The 16,805-nt window shown below is 73.6% G+C and carries 12 protein-coding genes; 4 read left to right on the top strand and 8 right to left on the bottom strand.

Annotation, left to right across the window (positions count from 1 at the left end):
* Positions 1-28 precede the first annotated feature (28 nt).
* Positions 29-1,732 carry a chitinase gene (locus ACFY4B_RS15025; protein ID WP_387968177.1) on the bottom strand — a complete coding sequence of 568 codons (1,704 nt, stop codon included), beginning with the start codon at positions 1,730-1,732 and terminating at the stop codon, positions 29-31.
* Between the two features lie 234 nt (positions 1,733-1,966).
* Between ACFY4B_RS15025 and ACFY4B_RS15020 the strand changes: the two genes are divergently transcribed.
* Entirely contained in the window at positions 1,967-5,185 is a 3,219-nt protein-coding gene (locus ACFY4B_RS15020; protein ID WP_387968175.1) for a S41 family peptidase, read from the top strand.
* Between the two features lie 9 nt (positions 5,186-5,194).
* On the opposite strand, the gene ACFY4B_RS15015 is transcribed toward ACFY4B_RS15020, so the two are convergent.
* Entirely contained in the window at positions 5,195-5,407 is a 213-nt protein-coding gene (locus tag ACFY4B_RS15015) for a hypothetical protein (RefSeq protein ID WP_049651940.1), read from the bottom strand.
* A 184-nt stretch (positions 5,408-5,591) separates the two neighbouring features.
* On the opposite strand from ACFY4B_RS15015, the gene ACFY4B_RS15010 reads away from it, so the two are divergent.
* Both ACFY4B_RS15010 and ACFY4B_RS15005 read left to right on the top strand, forming a co-directional pair.
* Positions 5,592-6,398: a phosphoribosyl-dephospho-CoA transferase MdcG domain-containing protein gene (locus tag ACFY4B_RS15010; protein ID WP_117487882.1), complete on the top strand. Its 807-nt coding sequence runs from the start codon at positions 5,592-5,594 to the stop codon at positions 6,396-6,398.
* A 128-nt stretch (positions 6,399-6,526) separates the two neighbouring features.
* Positions 6,527-7,171: a dihydrofolate reductase family protein gene (locus tag ACFY4B_RS15005; protein WP_387968173.1), complete on the top strand. Its 645-nt coding sequence runs from the start codon at positions 6,527-6,529 to the stop codon at positions 7,169-7,171.
* 60 nt (positions 7,172-7,231) lie between these two features.
* Here ACFY4B_RS15005 and ACFY4B_RS15000 read toward each other — a convergent pair whose 3' ends face one another.
* The 4 genes from ACFY4B_RS15000 to snpA (ACFY4B_RS14985) all read right to left on the bottom strand — a co-directional run bounded on the left by ACFY4B_RS15000 (position 7,232) and on the right by snpA (ACFY4B_RS14985) (position 11,940).
* Positions 7,232-9,319: a phosphocholine-specific phospholipase C gene (locus ACFY4B_RS15000; RefSeq protein WP_387968171.1), complete on the bottom strand. Its 2,088-nt coding sequence runs from the start codon at positions 9,317-9,319 to the stop codon at positions 7,232-7,234.
* Between the two features lie 177 nt (positions 9,320-9,496).
* A complete protein-coding gene (locus tag ACFY4B_RS14995) occupies positions 9,497-10,156 on the bottom strand; it encodes a pentapeptide repeat-containing protein (RefSeq protein ID WP_049652227.1) in 660 nt (219 codons plus the stop codon).
* Positions 10,157-10,350: 194 nt separating this feature from the next.
* Entirely contained in the window at positions 10,351-10,977 is a 627-nt protein-coding gene (gene snpA / locus ACFY4B_RS14990; RefSeq protein WP_049652228.1) for a snapalysin, read from the bottom strand.
* Positions 10,978-11,289: 312 nt separating this feature from the next.
* Positions 11,290-11,940 carry a snapalysin gene (snpA, locus tag ACFY4B_RS14985; protein WP_387968169.1) on the bottom strand — a complete coding sequence of 217 codons (651 nt, stop codon included), beginning with the start codon at positions 11,938-11,940 and terminating at the stop codon, positions 11,290-11,292.
* A 316-nt stretch (positions 11,941-12,256) separates the two neighbouring features.
* Here snpA (ACFY4B_RS14985) and ACFY4B_RS14980 point away from each other — a divergent pair, with 316 nt between their 5' ends.
* Positions 12,257-13,234, top strand: coding sequence for a LysR family transcriptional regulator (locus ACFY4B_RS14980; RefSeq protein ID WP_241853111.1), 978 nt, complete (start codon positions 12,257-12,259; stop codon positions 13,232-13,234).
* A 60-nt stretch (positions 13,235-13,294) separates the two neighbouring features.
* Here ACFY4B_RS14980 and ACFY4B_RS14975 read toward each other — a convergent pair whose 3' ends face one another.
* Together ACFY4B_RS14975 and ACFY4B_RS14970 are read right to left on the bottom strand one after the other, a co-directional pair.
* Positions 13,295-14,518 carry a low temperature requirement protein A gene (locus tag ACFY4B_RS14975; protein ID WP_387968167.1) on the bottom strand — a complete coding sequence of 408 codons (1,224 nt, stop codon included), beginning with the start codon at positions 14,516-14,518 and terminating at the stop codon, positions 13,295-13,297.
* Between the two features lie 495 nt (positions 14,519-15,013).
* A complete protein-coding gene (locus ACFY4B_RS14970) occupies positions 15,014-16,717 on the bottom strand; it encodes an ABC transporter family substrate-binding protein (RefSeq protein ID WP_380744392.1) in 1,704 nt (567 codons plus the stop codon).
* Between the last annotated feature and the right edge of the window lie 88 nt (positions 16,718-16,805).

Here is a 16,805-nt window from a genome sequence, read left to right as displayed (position 1 = left end):
CGGATCAGCCGGCCCGGGACTCGGCTGCTCAGCGGCCGAAGTAGCCGTTGAAGTTCTTGGAGAACTCCTGGCCGCCGAACCGGTCCCAGTTGATCGACCAGGTCATCAGCCCGCGCAGGTTCGGCTGCGCGCCCGAACGCGGCACGTAGGTCCCGCAGTTGGCCAGCTTGGTGAGGCAGTCGAGCGCCTTGTTCACCTCGGCCGGGGCGACGTAGCCGTTGCCCGCGTTGGTGGTGGCCGGCATGCCGATGGCGACCTTGGAGGCGGGCAGCGCCGGGAACACGTTGTTCGCGTTGCCCGCCACCGGGAAGCCCTTGAGCAGCATGTCGGTCATCGCGACGTGGAAGTCGGCGCCGCCCATCGAGTGGTACTGGTTGTCCAGGCCCATGATGGAGCCGGAGTTGTAGTCCTGGACGTGCAGCAGGGTGAGGTCGTCGCGCAGCGCGTGGATAACCGGCAGGTACGCCCCGGCGCGCGGGTCCTGGCCGCCCCAGGGGCCGGATCCGTAGTACTGGTAGCCGAGTTGGACGAAGAAGGTCTCCGGCGCCATGGTCAGCACGAAGCCCGGGCCGTACTTGGCCTTGAGGGTCTTCACCGCGGAGATCAGGTTGACGATGACCGGGCTGGTCGGGCTCCTGAAGTCGGTGTCACCGGTGTTGAGGGAGAGCGAGTGGCCCTCGAAGTCGATGTCCAGGCCGTCCAGGCCCCACTTGTCGATGATCGCCGAGACCGAGCTGACGAAGGTGTCCCGGGCGGCGGTGCTGGTCAGCTGGACCTGGCCGTTCTGGCCGCCGATCGAGATCAGCACCTTCTTGCCCTGGGCCCGCTTGGCGGCGATGGCGGCCTTGAACTCGTCGTCCGACTCGACGGTCGGGCACTCGGTGGCCGGGCAGCGGTTGAAGCGGATGTCGCCCGAGGTGACGGAGGTGGGCTCGCCGAAGGACAGGTTGATGAAGTCCCAGGAGTTCGGGACGTCGGCCATCCGGGTGTAGCCGGCGCCGTTGGCGAAGCTGGCGTGCAGGTAGCCGACCAGGGCGTGACTGCCGGCGGGCGGGCTGGTGGGCGTTCCCGTCGGGGTGCCCGTGGGCGTGCCGGTCGGGGTGCCGGTGGGCGTGCCCGTGGGCGTCCCGGTCGGTGTGCCCGTCGGGGTCGCGGTCGGCGAGGCGGTCGGCGAGGCCGTCCCGGTGGGCGTCGGCGTGGGCGTCGGGCTGGGCGCGCCCGGCCCGTCCAGCGAGATGTCGTCCGCGTAGTAGGTGCCCTGGCCGTACCAGCCGTGGGTGTAGACGGTGGCGCTGGTCTGGGTGGCGCCGGTGGTGAAGCTGAGGCTGAGCTTCTGGTACGAGCCGCCGGTGCCCGGGGTCCAGGTGCTCGGGCCGCCGCCGTCCACGCCCAGGTAGACGTACGAGCCGTTGACGTAGGCGCTGAGCGTGTAGGTGGTGTTCGGGGCGACGGTGACGGTCTGGCCGCACTGGGCGGTGTCGCCGGCCGTGGCGGCCGCGGCGAGCGCGCGACTGCCGCCGTGCACCGGGCTGGTGACGACGCTGCCGGAGTTGCCGGAGCAGCTCCAGGGGCCGAGCGAGCCGGACTCGAAGCCGCCGTTGACCAGGAACTCGCCGGCCGAGGCGGTGGGCGCCAGGCCGAGTGTGACGCCGACCAGCGTGGCCGCGGCGACGGCGGAGGCGGTGCCGGCCGCGATGGTGGCGCGGCGTTGTCCGGGAAGGGTTCTGCGCATGCGGGTGCTCCTGCGATGGCGCGGTCGTGGGGGACGTCCGAGGGCACGCCGGAGCACGGGCCAGTGGGGGGAACGGCCCTGCCTGGCACCCAAGTTGGACTAGACCACTGAAGTGGATCCGGCCGGGAGGTGTCAATGGTCCAGACCGGTTCGGGCGGCCCCGGCCCATCGGCGCCCGGCCGCCCCCGGTTGCCTCCGGTTGCCGGAGGTGACACCCCGTCGAAGGATGGAGGCGTGACCCCGCCCGGCTACCTCCGCCACCCCCACCTGCACGGCGGCCTGCTCACCTTCACCGCCGAGGACGACGTCTGGATCGCCCCGCTGGACGCCGGCGGCGGCGGCACCGGCCGGGCCTGGCGGGTCGGCTGCGACCGCACCCGGGTCAGCCACCCCCGCTTCTCCCCCGACGGCACCACCCTCGCCTGGACCAGCTGGCTCGCCCTGACCCCCGAGGTGTGGACCGCCCCGGTCGAGGGCGGCCCGGCGGACCGGCTCAGCTTCTGGGGCAGCCAGGACACCCGGGTGCGCGGCTGGCTGCCGGACGGCGAGGTGCTGGCCGTCACCTCCTACCACGAGCCCTTCGGCCACTACACCTGGGCGCACGCCCTGCCGCCGGACGGCTCCCCCGGCCGCCGGATGCCCTGGGGGCCGGTCGGCGACGCCCAGATGAGCCGCGAGCGGACCGTACTGCTCACCGGCGCCGCCCCGCACGGGCCGGCCGCCTGGAAGCGCTACCGGGGCGGCGCCACCGGCCGGCTCTGGGTGGACGGCGACCGGATCCTGCCCGGGCACACCGGGCACCTCGCCGCGCCGATGCCGGTCGGCGGCCCGCTCGGCGACCGGATCGCCTTCCTCTCCGACCACGAGGGCATCGGCAACGTCTACTCCTGCCGCCCGGACGGCACCGACCTGCGCCGGCACACCGACCACGCCGCCTACTACGCCCGCGAGGCCGCCACCGACGGCACCCGGATCGTCTACCAGCACGCCGGCGACCTCTGGCTGCTGGACGACCTGGCCGCCCCCGCCCCGCGCCGGCTGCACGTCCCGCTCGGCGGCGCCCGGGCCGGCCGCCGCCCGTACCAGGTCAGCGCCGCCGGCCAGGTCAAGGACCTCGCCTGCGACCAGACCGGCCGGGCCGGGGTGGTCACCGTGCGCGGCAGCCAGTACTGGCTCACCCACAAGGACGGCCCGGCCCGGGCGCTCGCCGACACCCCCGGAGTGCGCACCCGGCTGCCGGTGCTGCTCGGGCACACCGGCGAGGCGGCCTGGGTCACCGACGCCGAGGGCGCCGACGCGATCGAGGTGGTGCCGCTGCCGGGGCACCCCCGCTCGGAGCAGCACCGCCACCGGGTGCTCGCCGCCGGGCGGATCGGCCGCGTCCTGGAGCTCACCGCCTCCCCCGACGGCAGCCGGCTCGCCGCCACCACCTCGGACGGGCGGCTGCTGCTGGTCTCCGCCGCCGACGGCGGGGTGCGCGAACTGGCCGCCTCCGGCTACGGGCCGGTCACCGGCGCCCGCTTCTCCCCCGACTCGCACTGGACCGCCTGGTCCGAGCCGGTCGCCGGGCGCTCGCTGCGCCGCATCCGGCTCACCCGCGCCGACGCCTCCGCGGCGACCACCGACGTCACAGACGGCCGGTTCGAGGACGAGCAGCCGGTGTTCACCCGGGACGGCCGCTACCTGGCCTTCCTGTCCTGGCGCGGCTTCGACCCGGTCCACGACGTGCACACCGGCGACCTCTCCTTCCCGGTCGGCTGCCGCCCGTACCTCGTCCCGCTCGCCGCCGACACCCCCTCACCGTTCACCGCCCCGCCCGAGGACGGCGCCGCGCACGGCGAAGGCGGCGACGGCACCGTCCGGGTCGACCCGGAGGGCATCGGCGAGCGGCTGCTCCAGTTCCCGGTGATCGCCTCCAAGTACTCGGCCACCGACGCGGTGCGCGGCGGGCTGGTCTGGCTGCGCTGGCCGATCTCCGGCACCCTCGGGCAGACCTTCGCCAGCCCGGAGGACACCTCGGGGCGCCCCTCGCTGGAGCACTTCGACCTGGCCCGGGGCACCCGCAGCACGCTGGTCGACAAACTGGACGGCTACGCGGTCTCCGGGGACGGCGGCTCGATCGCGGTGTACTCGGCCGGGACGCTGCGGGTGGTCCCGGTCGCCGCCCCCGCCGCCGGCACCACCGTCGACCTGCGCCGGATCACCCACACCGTGCACCCGGCCGCCGAGTGGCGCCAGGCCTACCACGAGGCGGCCCGGATCGTCCGGGACCAGTTCTGGGACGAGCGGATGTCCGGCCTGGACTGGCCCGCGCTGGTCGCCCAGTACGAGCCGCTGCTGGACCGGGTCTGCTCCCCCGACGACTTCGCCGACCTGCTGCGCGAACTCCTCGGCGAACTCGGCACCTCGCACGCCTACGTCACCCCCTCCCGGCGCGCCGAGGGCCCGGTGCTCGCCCAGCAGCCGCTCGGCCTGCTCGGCGCCAACGCCCACCGCTCCCCCGACGGCCGCTGGCTGGTCGACCGGGTGCTGCCCGGCGAGACCTCCGACCCGCGCGCCCGCGCCCCGCTCGCCGCCCAGGGCGTGCGGGACGGCGACGAGTTCCTGGAGGTCGGCGGCCGCCCGGTGGACCCGCTGCGCGGACCGCTGCCGCTGCTGGCCGGCACCGGCGGCACGACGCTCGAACTGGCCCTGCGCGGCGCCCCGGACGGCCCGGTGCGGCGGATCGTGATCACCCCGCTGGTCGACGAGCGGCCCATCCGCTACCAGGACTGGGTGGCCAAACGGCGTTCCCTGGTCCGCGAGTTCAGCGACGGGCGGTGCGGCTACCTGCACATCCCGGACCTCGGCGGCTCCGGCTGGGCGCAGTTCAACCGGGACCTGCGGCGCGAACTGGACAAGCCCGCGCTGGTCCTGGACGTCCGCGGCAACGCCGGCGGCAACGTCTCCGAACTCGTCCTGGAGAAGCTCTCCCGGCACGTCCTGGCCTGGGACTTCACCCGGGACCGCCGCCCGGTCCGCTGGCCCCGGCACGCACCGCGCGGACCGCTGGTGGCGCTGGCCGACGAGGCCACCAGCTCCGACGGCGACGTGATCATCGCGGCGATCAAGCTGCTCGGGCTCGGCCCGGTGATCGGCGCCCGCACCTGGGGCGGGGTGGTCGGGATGAGCGGACGGCACACCCTCGGCGACGGCACCCAGATCTCGGTGCCGAAGAACGCCTCCTGGTTCGGCGGCGGGCTCGGCTGGACGGTGGAGAACCGGGGTGTCGAACCGGACGTGCACGTGCTGCGCACCCCGCGCGACTGGGCCCGGGGGCGCCACCCGGAGCTGGTCGCCGCCGTCCAGCTGGCCCTGGAGCTGCTGGAGGACGCCCCCGCCGCCGAGCCGCCGTCCGCCGACACCCCCCGGCCGGACCTGCGCCGCCCGCCGCTGCCGCCGCGTACGGCCTGAGCTCCGGACTCAGCCCCAGGGGTCGCCCTCGGCGGTCATGTTCTCGGCGGCGCGCCGGTCGGCCTCCTCCTGGGCGAGCCGTTCCTGCTGCTCCCGGGTGCGCTCGATGTCGTCGCCGTACGCGTCGGCGGCCTCGTCGTGGGCGAGGGCGGCCCGCTGGGCGGACTCCTGCCCGACGGACTCGTGCTGCGGCCGGTGGAACAACCTGTCGAAGATGCCCATGGCTCCTCCTCCGGGGGGAACGACGGAATGCCGGGCTGTCCCCCACTCTCACACCGGGCACGGACGGGCGCACCTTGAGCCTTTGGTCCCTGGTGAACGCGTCCAAGGGCCGTAGCCGGGAGCCGCCGGACGGGCGGAGGGTGGTGGCCGTCGGCGACATCCACGCCACCCCCTGGAGCCCGCAGTGACCGTCGTACACCCCGGAAGCCCCGCCCGGCGCACCGCCGAGGACCAGCACGACGGACCGCGCCGGCGGGTCGGCCCGCTGGCCGCCCTGGACGGCCGGCTGCCCGGCGCCCACGACCTGCTGCTGATGCAGTGCCCCAGCTCGCTGCGGCCCCTCGCGGGCGGCGAACTCCCGGACTGGGCACGGGCCGTGCTGCGGGCGCACCCCTGGGTGACGGTCGGCCGGGCGCCCGCCGTGGTCGGCAACCCGGTGGACCTGCCGCACCCCCAGCGCTGCACCCGCGACCCGGAGGCCGCGCCCGAGCTGTGGTTCCCGGTGACCGTGCGCGGCCCGCGCCCCGGCCAGCGGCTGGACGCCCTGGCCCCCTGGGCGGCGGTGGCCCGGACCCTGCGGCCCGAACAGCTCCCCGACCGGCGCGGGCACCTGGCCCCCGAACGGCTCGCCGGCATCCCGGCCCTGGCCCTGCTGCCCGAGGTCGGCCGCCTGGTCGCGGACCACCGGCTGCCCTGGGGCCCGATCGGCGCGGTCGGCTACGAGCTGGGCAGCGGCGTGCCGGTGGCCGGGCCGATGAGCCCGCTGCGGCTAGTGCTGCGCGCGCCGCAGCCGATCAGCCGGCGGGACGCCCTGCAGCTGCGGCGGGCCCTGACCAAGCTGCCGGTGCCCGTGCAGGCCGAACTGGAGACCCGGCACGGCTCGGTGCAGCTCGCCGAGTACGCCTCCGGCGCGCTCGGCCTCACCCTGCTGACCCCGGACGGGCCCCGCGAGGTCCACGACCCGTGGTTCCCCCGGGGCCCGTTCGCCTGACGGGCCCGGACCGCCCCCGAGAGAAGTCCTCGAAAAAGTCCCGGGCCCGATGTCAATCCCGCCGGGTCCGCTCCGACGTCCCGGTGTGCGGCACCCCGCCGCACGATCACGGGACAGGAGCCCCAGTCATGAACCAACTGCTCAGAGTCATGAACTTCAATGTCTCCAGCGACGGCGTCGCGGCCGGCGAGCACCAGAGCTTCGAGCTGCCGTTCGGCCTCGACCGCCCCGAGCGGCTCTTCTCCTGGGCCGGGGCCACCGCGAGCTGGCCGATGCGCACCGACCCCGGCGGCAGCCGGGGCCTGGACGACTACTTCACCCGGGACTTCGACCGCAACATCGGCGCCGAGATCATGGGGCGCAACAAGTTCGGGCCCCAGCGCGGCCCGTGGCAGGACCACGAGTGGCGCGGCTGGTGGGGTGCCGAGCCGCCGTTCCGTACGCCGGTGTTCGTCATGACCCACCACACCCGGCCGTCGTTCACGCTCTCCGACACCACCTTCCACTTCGTCGACGGCGATCCGGCCACCGTCCTCAAGCAGGCCCGGGAGGCCGCCGACGGCAAGGACGTCCGCCTCGGCGGCGGGGTCACCACCATCCGCCAGTTCCTCGACGCCGACCTCGTGGACACCCTGCACGTCGCGGTCTCCCCGGTGAAGCTCGGCACCGGGCTGAAGCTCTGGGACTCCCCCGACGAGCTGCTCGACCGGTTCCACCTGGAGGTCGTCCCCAGCCCGAGCGGCGTGGCGCACCACCTGTTCTGGCGGCGATGACACGGGGCCCCACTTCTCGGCGGAGGAGTGGGGCCCCGTTCGGCGCGGTGGGAACGACGGTCAGCCGGTGATGCTCGCCGCACCCGTCTCCAGGTGGCCGGTGAAGCGCTGGGACCAGGTGCTGTCCGCATCCACCGTCACGGTGAAGTCGTACCAGCCGTTGTTGTACGCCACGGCGTTGAAGAAGTCGCTCACGCTGCCGCCGGCCGGGACCTGGTACGTCCAGGGGCCGTCCGTCCGGTAGTTGTTGGACGCGATCGTGAACGTGATCGGGGTGCTGCCGGAGTTGGCGAGCCGGAAGTAGAGCGCGAGCTTGCCGGTGCCCGGTTCGACGGCGTAGGAGGCGGTGACGGCGGCGCTCTTGCCCGCCTTCGTCGCGTCGCCCTTGAAGCGGCGCAGGAAGCGGTTGGGGCCGACCACCGTGAGGTCGTACGGGCCGCCGCCGAAGTTGGTGCCGCAGTTGAAGAAGTCGCTGGTGCTGCCGCCCGGGTCCACCGTGTACTGCCAGGGGCCGCCGCCGCGGTAGGCGTTGGCGTAGGCCGCGAAGTGGGCGGACTTGGTGGCGGTGGCGCCCCCGTTGTCCATCGCGATCCAGACCTTCATCACCCCGCCGGAACCGAACTCCAGGTGGTCCAGGTTGGCGTTCGGCTGGTACGGCAGGGCGCGCGCCGGGCGGGTGCCGGACTCCTGCACCGGGAGCTGGTTGTTCACCGGGGCCGGGTTGGGCAGCGGGCCGCAGGCGGACAGGCCGATGGTCTGCGAGGTGTCGGGCAGCGCGGGCAGGCCGTAGACCGGGTTGGCGAAGTCGAACACGCTGGTGAGGTCGCCGCAGACCCGGCGGCGCCAGTCGCTGATGTTCGGGCAGGTGGCGGGCTTGCCGAGGGCGGCGGTCCAGGTCTCCAGGAAGCGCAGCACCGAGGTGTGGTCGAAGGTCTCGGAGTTGACCCAGCCGCCGCGGGTCCAGGGCGAGACGGCGATGAGCGGGACGCGGAAGCCGAGGCCGATGTTGGTGCCGTTGTAGAACTCGCCCGGGGTGCCGGCCGGGGCGGCGGGCGGCGGGACGTGGTCGAAGAAGCCGTCGTTCTCGTCGTAGTTGATGAACAGGACGGACGAGTCGAAGACGTTCGGGTCCGCGTTGAGCGCGTCGATCACCATGTGGACGAAGTGCGCGCCGTCCACCGGGGTGGCGTACGGGTGCTCGGAGGAGGCCTGGTCGGGGACGATCCAGCTCACCTGCGGCAGCGTCCCGGCCAGCACGTCGGCCTTGATGGCGGCGGCGATGTCGTCCGGGGTCCGCCCGGTGACCTTGGGCACCGAGCCCATGCCCTTGACGGCCAGCGGGCTGCCGGCCTGGGCGCCCGTGAAGTTCGTGAAGTACGCCAGGGCGTTGTCGCCGTAGTTGTCGGCGGCGTTCTGGTAGACCTTCCAGCTGACGCCGGCGCTCTCCAGCGCCTCGGCGTAGGTCTGCCAGCGCAGGCCCTTCTCGTCGCCGCCGTCGTAGGCCGGGCCGCCCGCGGTGCCGGCCGGGTCGATCTGGCCGGACCAGTGGTAGGTGCGGTTGGGGCCGGTCGCGCTGAGCACGGAGCAGTGGTAGGCGTCGCAGATGGTCCAGTTCTCGGCCAGGGCGTAGTGGAACGGGATGTCCTGGCGGGTGAGGAAGCCGAGCGTGCGGACGTTGCCCTTGGCGGCGACCCAGGAGTCCATCTTGCCGCCGTTCCAGGCCTTGTGCTGGTCACCCCATCCGTGGCTGAGGTCCCCGTTGCACTGGGCGAGGCGCTCCGGGTCCGCTCCGCCGGCCGGCTTGGTCTGGCTGAACTGCCAGGGGTACTGGCGGGCGAGCAGGCCGTTCGGCTGGTTGAAGACGCTGTAGCCGCCGGAGATCTGGATGGCGCTGCGGTCGGCGAAGCCCCGCACGCCGCGCAGCGTGCCGAAGTAGTGGTCGAAGCTGCGGTTCTCCTGCATCAGGATCACCACGTGCCGGGCGTCGGTGATGGTGCCGGTCGCGCTGAGCGCGGCGGTGGAAGCGGGAGCTGCGCCACTTCCCTGGGCGGCCCCCGCGGGCCCCGCCGCTCCGGTGCCGGCCACGGCGAGGCCTGCCGCGGCGGCGCCGGACAGCGTGACGAACTTCCTACGACTCAACTCGGCCATCAGACCGGTCCGTCCCTTCGCTGGCGATGTTGTGTGCACAAGTCGGGGCCATCGATCGCGGAGAAGTCTCCACCTCGGCCCGACCGGCCCACCAGGTGCCGACGGCAGGTTTGGCGGACTGTTCGCCCGGGCGTCACCGAGCGACGCCCGGCTGAACGCGCGGAGGGGCTCAGGTGCTCAGCGGTCCTTGACCTCGATCCCCAGCGCGTGGGCGAACTGGGGGGCCAGCTCCATCAGTTGGAGCGAGCTGATGACCGCCCCGCGCAGCCCCTGGTGGCCGTCGACCAGACCGAGCCGGACGGCGCCCCGCAGGTCCGTCCGGCTCAGCGTGGCGCCGCGCAGCCGGACCTCCTCCAGCGTGGAGCCGGGGAAGGACACCCCGGTCAGCTTCGCCTCGCCGAAGTCCACGTCGCGCAGCAGGCAGTCCTCGAAGACGACGTCCCGCAGGACGGCCGAGCGCAGGTTGACCGCCTCCAGCTTGCAGCCCCGGAACACCACCCGGCGCAGCGCCGAGCCGTACCCGGCGACCCCGGCGAGCACGCCGCCGACGAAGGAGCTGTCCTGCCACTCGGAGTCGCTCAGGTCGCAGGCGACCCAGCGGCCGGCCTGCACCCACACCTCGTTGAACCGGGCCTGGCGCAGCTTGACCCCGCTGAGCGCGACACCGGTGAAGGCGCACTCCAGGAAGGCCGCCCCGGCGCCCGACTCGTCGGTGTGCTCGCCGCCGTCGAAGTGCGCGGTGTCGTACCGCTCGTCGGCGCGCAGCGGCCCGGTGTGCGGGCGCAGCAGCTCGGCGTACGGGAGGTCGGCGAGCCGGTCGGGGGCGGAACGGGGCATGGCGGTGGCTCCTGGCGGTCGGGGCGTACGGGTCTCGGCCGCATGCTCGCACGCGGCACCGACAACGCCGGGGAGCGACGAGGCCCCGGACCGGATCGCACCCGGGAACCGACGAGGCCCCGGACCGGCCGCGCCGAGGCGGCCGGTCCGGGGTTCACCGTCCGGGGTTCACTGCCCGGGGTTCAGCGCCCGGCTCAGCCGCGCGCCCAGAGCGAGTTGACGCGGCTGCGCTCGGTGGTGTTCGGGTACGGGTTGGTGCAGGAGGTGCCGGGGCCGCCGCCCGACATCAGCTCGCTGCACGGGCCGGAGTAGTGGTCCGGCAGGCCGAGCACGTGGCCGGTCTCGTGCGCCACCACGCGCACCGAGCTGTACTGCTGGTTCTGCTGGTAGTCGAGGAAGACGTAGCCGCGCCCGTGGCCGTCGGTGCTGGCGTAGGAGCCGCGACTGTCGTTGCCCTCGTAGTAGCGGAAGTCGGCGGCCGAACCGGACTGCAGCTTGACGTTGGCGACCGAGCCGTTCCAGATCTGCGCGGCCTGGGATATCTGGTTGCGGAAGGAGGGGGCGGAGCTGGCGTCGTAGGTGACGGTGACGCTCGCCAGGCCCGGGTTGGCGGCCTGCTTGGCCTTGGCCGAGGCCATCACGGCCTGGAAGAAGGCCTGGTTGTTCGCCGCCTCCGCGGCCGAACCGGCGTACGTCGTGGCGGTGTAGCCCTGCACGGCCGGGGCGGTCGGCGTCGCGGCCGCGGCGGCGGTGGTGGGCAGCACGGCGAGGCCGGCCGCGAGGGCGAGGCCGAGGGTGGCGGACAGCACGGATCGCTTCATGTGGGGGCTCCGATTCCTGAGGTGACGTGGCCGGTTGGGGGCCGGCCGGGGGGAACACCTGGTCAACGGGTGGTGTCCCCAGAGCTTCGGGCAACCCGGCGCGTGCGCGGATGATGCCAACCCGCGATAGCACCGTTCAATACCCCTGCTATGGAGTCGATTTGAGCTGTCTTTTCCTCTCCTTGACTCAATCGTGCCCCTGGCATTCCGTTCCGGCGGCGGCTAGGCTCCGGTCCGGGGAAGTACCCGGGGTGGCGGGCCGCTCGATTCCGGCCGAGCGGCCCGCCATCCCGAACCCGCTTGCCGCTCGCGTCAGTTCCGCGCCGCGAGACCGTTCGCCCAGAGGTAGTCGACCTGGCTGCGCTCGTTGCCGTCGGGGTACGGGTTGGTGCAGGACGGGCCGGGGCCGCCGCCGGACATCAGCTCGCTGCACGGGCCGGAGTAGTCGTCGGGCAGGCCGAGCACGTGGCCGGTCTCGTGCGCCACCACGCGGAGCGAGCTGTACTGCTGGTTCTGCTGGTAGTCGAGGAAGACGTAGCCGTGGCCGTGGCCGTCGGTGCTGGCGTAGGAGCCGCGGCTGTCGTTGCCCTCGTAGTACGAGAAGTCGCCGCTGCCGCTCGCCGCCTGGAGCTGGACGTTGGTCTCCGAGCTGTTCCAGATCTGCGCGGCCTGGGATATCTGGCTGGTGAAGGAGGGCGCGTTCGCGGTGTCGTAGGTGACGGTGACGGTCGCCAGGCCCGGGTTGGCGGCCTGCTTGGCCTTGGCCGAGGCCATCACGGCCTGGAAGAAGGCCTGGTTGTTCGCCGCCTCCGCGGCCGAACCGGCGTACGTCGAGGGGGTGTAGCCCTGGACGGCCGGGGCGGCGGGGGCAGCCGGCGCGGCGGTCGCGGCGGTGGCGGGCAGGACCGCCAGGCCGGCCGCGAGGGTCAGGCCCAGGGCTGCGGACAGCACGGATCGCTTCATGTGGGGACTCCGGTTTCGCGGTGCGCCGGCTCGCCGGGGCCCAATGGGGGCCGGGCCCGGCCGGGGCGCACGGTGGGGGCCGCCCCGGGCGGTGGCCGGGGCGGGCTGCTGCCCCCGAGCTTCGACCCGGGCGGGGCCGTCGCGGATGATGCCAACCGGCGATAGCACCACCGCATAGCGGCCCGGTGCCGTCGTGCGGCGCACCGGTCGATCCGTCGGCCGTTCAGCCGGTCGATCCGTCGGCCGGCCCTTCGGCACGCCTTGAATGCCTGTCATGTCCTTGGCGAAGGCGTGCGACGGCGTCTATGCTCCCGACGTGGAGCTCGACGTGAGACACCTCCGGGTGCTGTGCGCGATCGCCGACAGCGGCAGCCTCCGCAAGGCCGCGCTCCAGCTCGGCATGACCCAGCCCTCCCTCACCACCCAGCTGCACCGCATCGAACGGGCCATCGGCGGCACCCTGTTCACCCGCGAGCAGACCGGCAGCCGGCCCACCGCGCTCGGCCACTCGGTGCTCTCCCGGGCCCGGCCGGTGATCACCGAGATGGCCGCCCTGGTGGCCGCCGCCCGCCAGGAGGCGCGGGACTCGGCTGGCCCCGGCCGGCAGCGGCGGCTGCGGATCGGCAGCGTCGGCAGCCGGGCGGTCGCGGCCTGGCTGCGCCGGGTGCACGAGCGGCTGCCGGACACCGACACCACCATCCACGTGGACATCTCGGCCAGCGCGCTGCTGCGGATGGTCGCCGCCGACCAGCTGGACGTGGCCTTCGTGCACGAGTGCGAGGGCTTCCCGCTGCGGGTCCCGCCGGACGCCGAGCACCGGGTGCTGATGGCCCGGGAGCCGCAGTTCGTCGCGCTCGCCGCCGGGCACCCGGCCGCCGCCCGCGACGTCGTCCACCTGGCCGACCTCGCCGAGGACACCTGGATGGTCGACCCGACCGCCGACCACGAGTACGCGGCGATGCGCCGGGTGTTCACCGAGGCCGGACTCAACCCCCGGGTGGTGCAGGTGCGGGACAACGCCACCGCCGCCGAGCTGGTCGCCTCCGGCGAGGCCGTCCGCCCCTGCCAGCCCACCTCGCTGCCCGGTCCCGGCACGGTGGTCCGCCCGGTGCACGGGGACCCGCTGGCCGTGCGGCTGCTGTTCACCTGGCGTCCGCGCGTGCTCAGCCCGCCCGCGCTGGACGCGCTGTACGGCGAACTGCGGGCCGCCTACCTGGATCTGGCCAAGGTCAACCCGGCCTACCTGGACTGGCTGGCGCGGCACGAGCCGGTGCTGCTGGGCCGGGTCGGTTGACGGGCTGTTCGGACAGGGCGGTTTCGGACTGGGCGGTTCGAACTGGGCGTGCCCCGCGGATCAGTAGGCCCGGCGGGCGCCCGCCCGCCTGCTCTCCCGACCGTGGACCAGCACGCCCACCGCCACCATCAGCGCGCAGACCAGGCCCGCCGCGAGCACCCCGGAGCCGCCGAGCCCGGTGCAGGCCAGCACCAGCGCGGCCCCCGCCGGCGCCACCGCCTGGGCCGCCGCGCCCCGCTTGGTGTGCCGGGAGTGCAGGAACCAGACCGTGACCAGGTAGAGCGCGGTGGGCACGGTGACCGTCGCGGTGGCGGCGGTCTCGGAGATGTGCGCCTGGTGCACCGCCGACTCCACCGCCACCTCCAGCCCGGTGCCGATCGCCGCCGCCGAGGCGAACACCAGGTAGTGCCCGTACCCCCAGACCAGCGCCTGCCGGTTGGAACGCAGGTGCTCGTGGACGGACCGGGCGAAGTAGATCCACCAAGCCGCGAAGCAGATCAGCAGCCCGCCGGCGGCCACCGGCACCAGCCGGCCCAGCTCCTCGTGCTCGTCCACCGCCGACTGCACCGCGACGGTCGCCGCCGCCACCGTCTCGCCGAGCACGATCAGGGTGAACAGCCCGTACCGTTCGGCGATGTGGTGCGGGTGCCAGGAGGTCCGCGCCCGCAGTTCGGCGACCACCGGCACGGCCAGCTCGCACAGCACCCCGACCGGGATGACGTACAGCCGGACGTCCTGCGGCAGGAACAGCACCACCACCCAGCCGGCCTGGCAGAGCGTGATCCCCGCCGCGTAGCCCAGCGCGACCCGGCGCGCCGGGCCCTGCTCGCCGGCGGCCGCGCGCAGCCACTGGGTGACCATCGCCAGGCGCATCACCAGGTAGCCGACGATCCCCAGCGTCAGGTCCTGGGTGGCGAAGATCCGCGGCACGCCGGCGGCGAGGATCAGCACCCCGGCGATCTGCACCAGCGTGGTGATCCGGTACGGCACGTCGTCGACGTCGTACGCGGAGGCGAACCAGGTGAAGTTCATCCAGGCCCACCAGATCGCGAAGAAGGCCAGCACGTAGCCGCGCAGGCCGTCGCCGTAGTGCCCGGCCGCCAGCGAGCCCGCCAGTTCGCGCCCGGCCTGGCCGACCGCGACCACGAAGCAGAGGTCGAAGAAGAGCTCCAGCGGGGTGGCGACCCGGTGCGGCTCGTTCCGGTCGCGCGGGACCATCCGGCGCACCGGCGGCGGATCGACGGGGTGGCTGGGGCGTGCCGTCGCGGCGGGGTCACTGGCCATCGGAGCTGCTCCGGGGAGTCGGGAGGAGGGGCGGGGGGACCGTCCCGCGCATCCTGGCAGCGGCCCCGGCCCGGCGCACGCACCGGCGCGACGGCTCTGCACGCGGGCGTGACGGCCGTGCACGCACCGGCGCGGCCCGGAAAGGCCGCGCGCCCCCGGGCACGATGGCCCCGTATGTCCCCTTTTTTCCTTGCCGTCAGCCGTAGTTGACGCTCCGGTGCGCGAACCGGGTGACAGCGCGGCGGGTTTCCGGGCGCGCCCCGCGCGCTGCGTCGCGAGCGACCGGAGCGCCGCTAGATTCTTCCCCGGTTGGAAGAGCGCGGGCCCTGCCGGGCCCCACGACACGGGTGGCGTGCGGGCAACGCGGAAGGTCAAGGCGGGTGGCGGGATTGCGGGGGCGGCGGAGCCGATCCCCCCGCGTCCGCGCCACCGGCCTCGTGATCACCGCGCTGCTCGCCAGCGCCTGCCGTGCGGCCCGCCCCGCCCCGGCGGCGGCTACTTCTCCCAGCCGAGCTTGCTGTAGTCCTCCCCCGCCAGACCGAAGGCCCCGTAGTTGGCCAGGCCCTTGCGGGTCGCCACCACCTCCGGCCGCTGGTAGAGCTCGACGGTGTGGCCGAGCTCCCAGATCTTCGCGTCCGCCTGGTTGTAGAGCTTCGCGGCCTCCGCCGGGTCGACCGTCCCGGCGGCCTTCTTCAGCAGCTCGTCGATCTCCTGGCTGCCCAGGCGCGAGGGGTTGCTGAAGCTGTTGTCGCCCACCGGCAGCCGGAAGTTGGTCAGGCTCTTGGAGAGCGGGAAGGAGTCGGTGTTGCGCCAGCTCGCGATCTCGAACTTGCCCGGGTTCACGTACTTGGTGAAGAAGTCGTTGGCGGGCACCTTGTCCAGGCTGACCTTGGCCCCGGCCGCCTGCCACATCGCCACCGCCGCGGTGGCCAGGTCGATCTGGGCCTGCGGAGTGGAGTCGTTGAGCACCCAGTGCAGTTCCAGCGGCCGGCCGTCCTTGGTGCGCGGCTGACCGCCGCCGGCCTCCTTCCAGCCCGCCTCGTCCAGGAGTTTCTTGGCGGCGGCCAGGTCGAACCTTGCCCAGTCGCCGGAGGTGTCCTGGTACCCGGTCTGGTTGGGCATGAAGATGTGGTTGCCGAGCGGCTTGAACTCCACCGGCACGCCGTTGTTGGCGATCTTGATCAGTGCGGAGCGGTCCAGCGCCTTGCCGAGCGCCTGCCGGACCGTCCGGTCGCTCAGCGCACCCGAGCCGCCGAAGGAGATGTGCACCTCGTCCCACGGACTGGCGCTGCGGATCACGGTGTCCTTGGCGTCCTTGAGCTGCCCGTACGCGGTGGCGGTGCCGGCCGCGGCATAGTCGATCTCGTTGTTGAGGTACGCCTGGGTCGTCGCCGACTGGGACATCACCCGGAAGGTGACCTTGTCGACCTTGGCCCTGGTGCCCCACCAGGCCGGGTCGGGGACGAGGGTCAGGGTCTGCGCGGTCTTGTCCGCCGTGCCGACCTTCAGCGCGCCCGCGGTGATCGGGATCTTCTCCACCCAGCCCTTGTTGAAGTCGTCCGGGGTGGAGATCCCGGCCGCCGGGATCAGCGGGCGGAACAGGTTCTGCCAGTCGGCGTACGGCTCGGCGAAGGTGACCTTCACCTCGGTCGGATCGGCGCCCTGCTCGACCGCGGAGATCTGCTCGTAGCCGGACGGGTCGGAGACGTTGTACGCCGGGTCCTTGCCACCGGCGGCCTGCCAGTCGGCCTTGAAGTCCAGGTAGCCGAGCGGCTTGCCGTCCGACCACTTGGCCTTGGGGTTGAGCCGGTAGGTGACCACCTGCGGCGAGGTCGAGGTGACCTTGGCGTCCACCAGGTAGTCCGGGTCGGGCAGGAAGCTGCCGGCGGCGTCCGTATTGAAGAGCGAGGGCTCCAGGTTGCGCATGATCGAGACCGCGGAACCGTAGTAGCCGTCCACCTGTAGCGGGTTCCACTGGGTGATCCACTGGTAGAGCGGGAAGCGCACCTCCCCGCCGTCCTTGACCTGGTCCAGCGGCTTGGGGTTGAGGTCGTTGGCGCCCGGGCCCGGCGGCTCGCTCTTCGCCGCGTTGTCGGCGGAGCCGCCCCCGCCCGAGGTGCACGCGGTGACCGCGAGCGCGACGGCGACGGCGAGCGCGGCGGCCCGGCCGAGGCGGCGGGCCGTGGTGGAAGCGTCCATGAGGGTCCCCCTGGGATCGATGACGGGAGTTGGGGCGCGAGAGGTGTGACGGGGCTTGAGCGTGGGCAGCCAATTCGGCACCGGGCGA

Origin of the sequence: Kitasatospora sp. NPDC001261, assembly GCF_042896795.1 — a bacterium.
Taxonomy (GTDB): Bacteria; Actinomycetota; Actinomycetes; order Streptomycetales; family Streptomycetaceae; genus Kitasatospora.
Note: the sequence above shows the minus strand (reverse complement) of the source record. Positions and strands in the feature narration are given on the sequence as shown.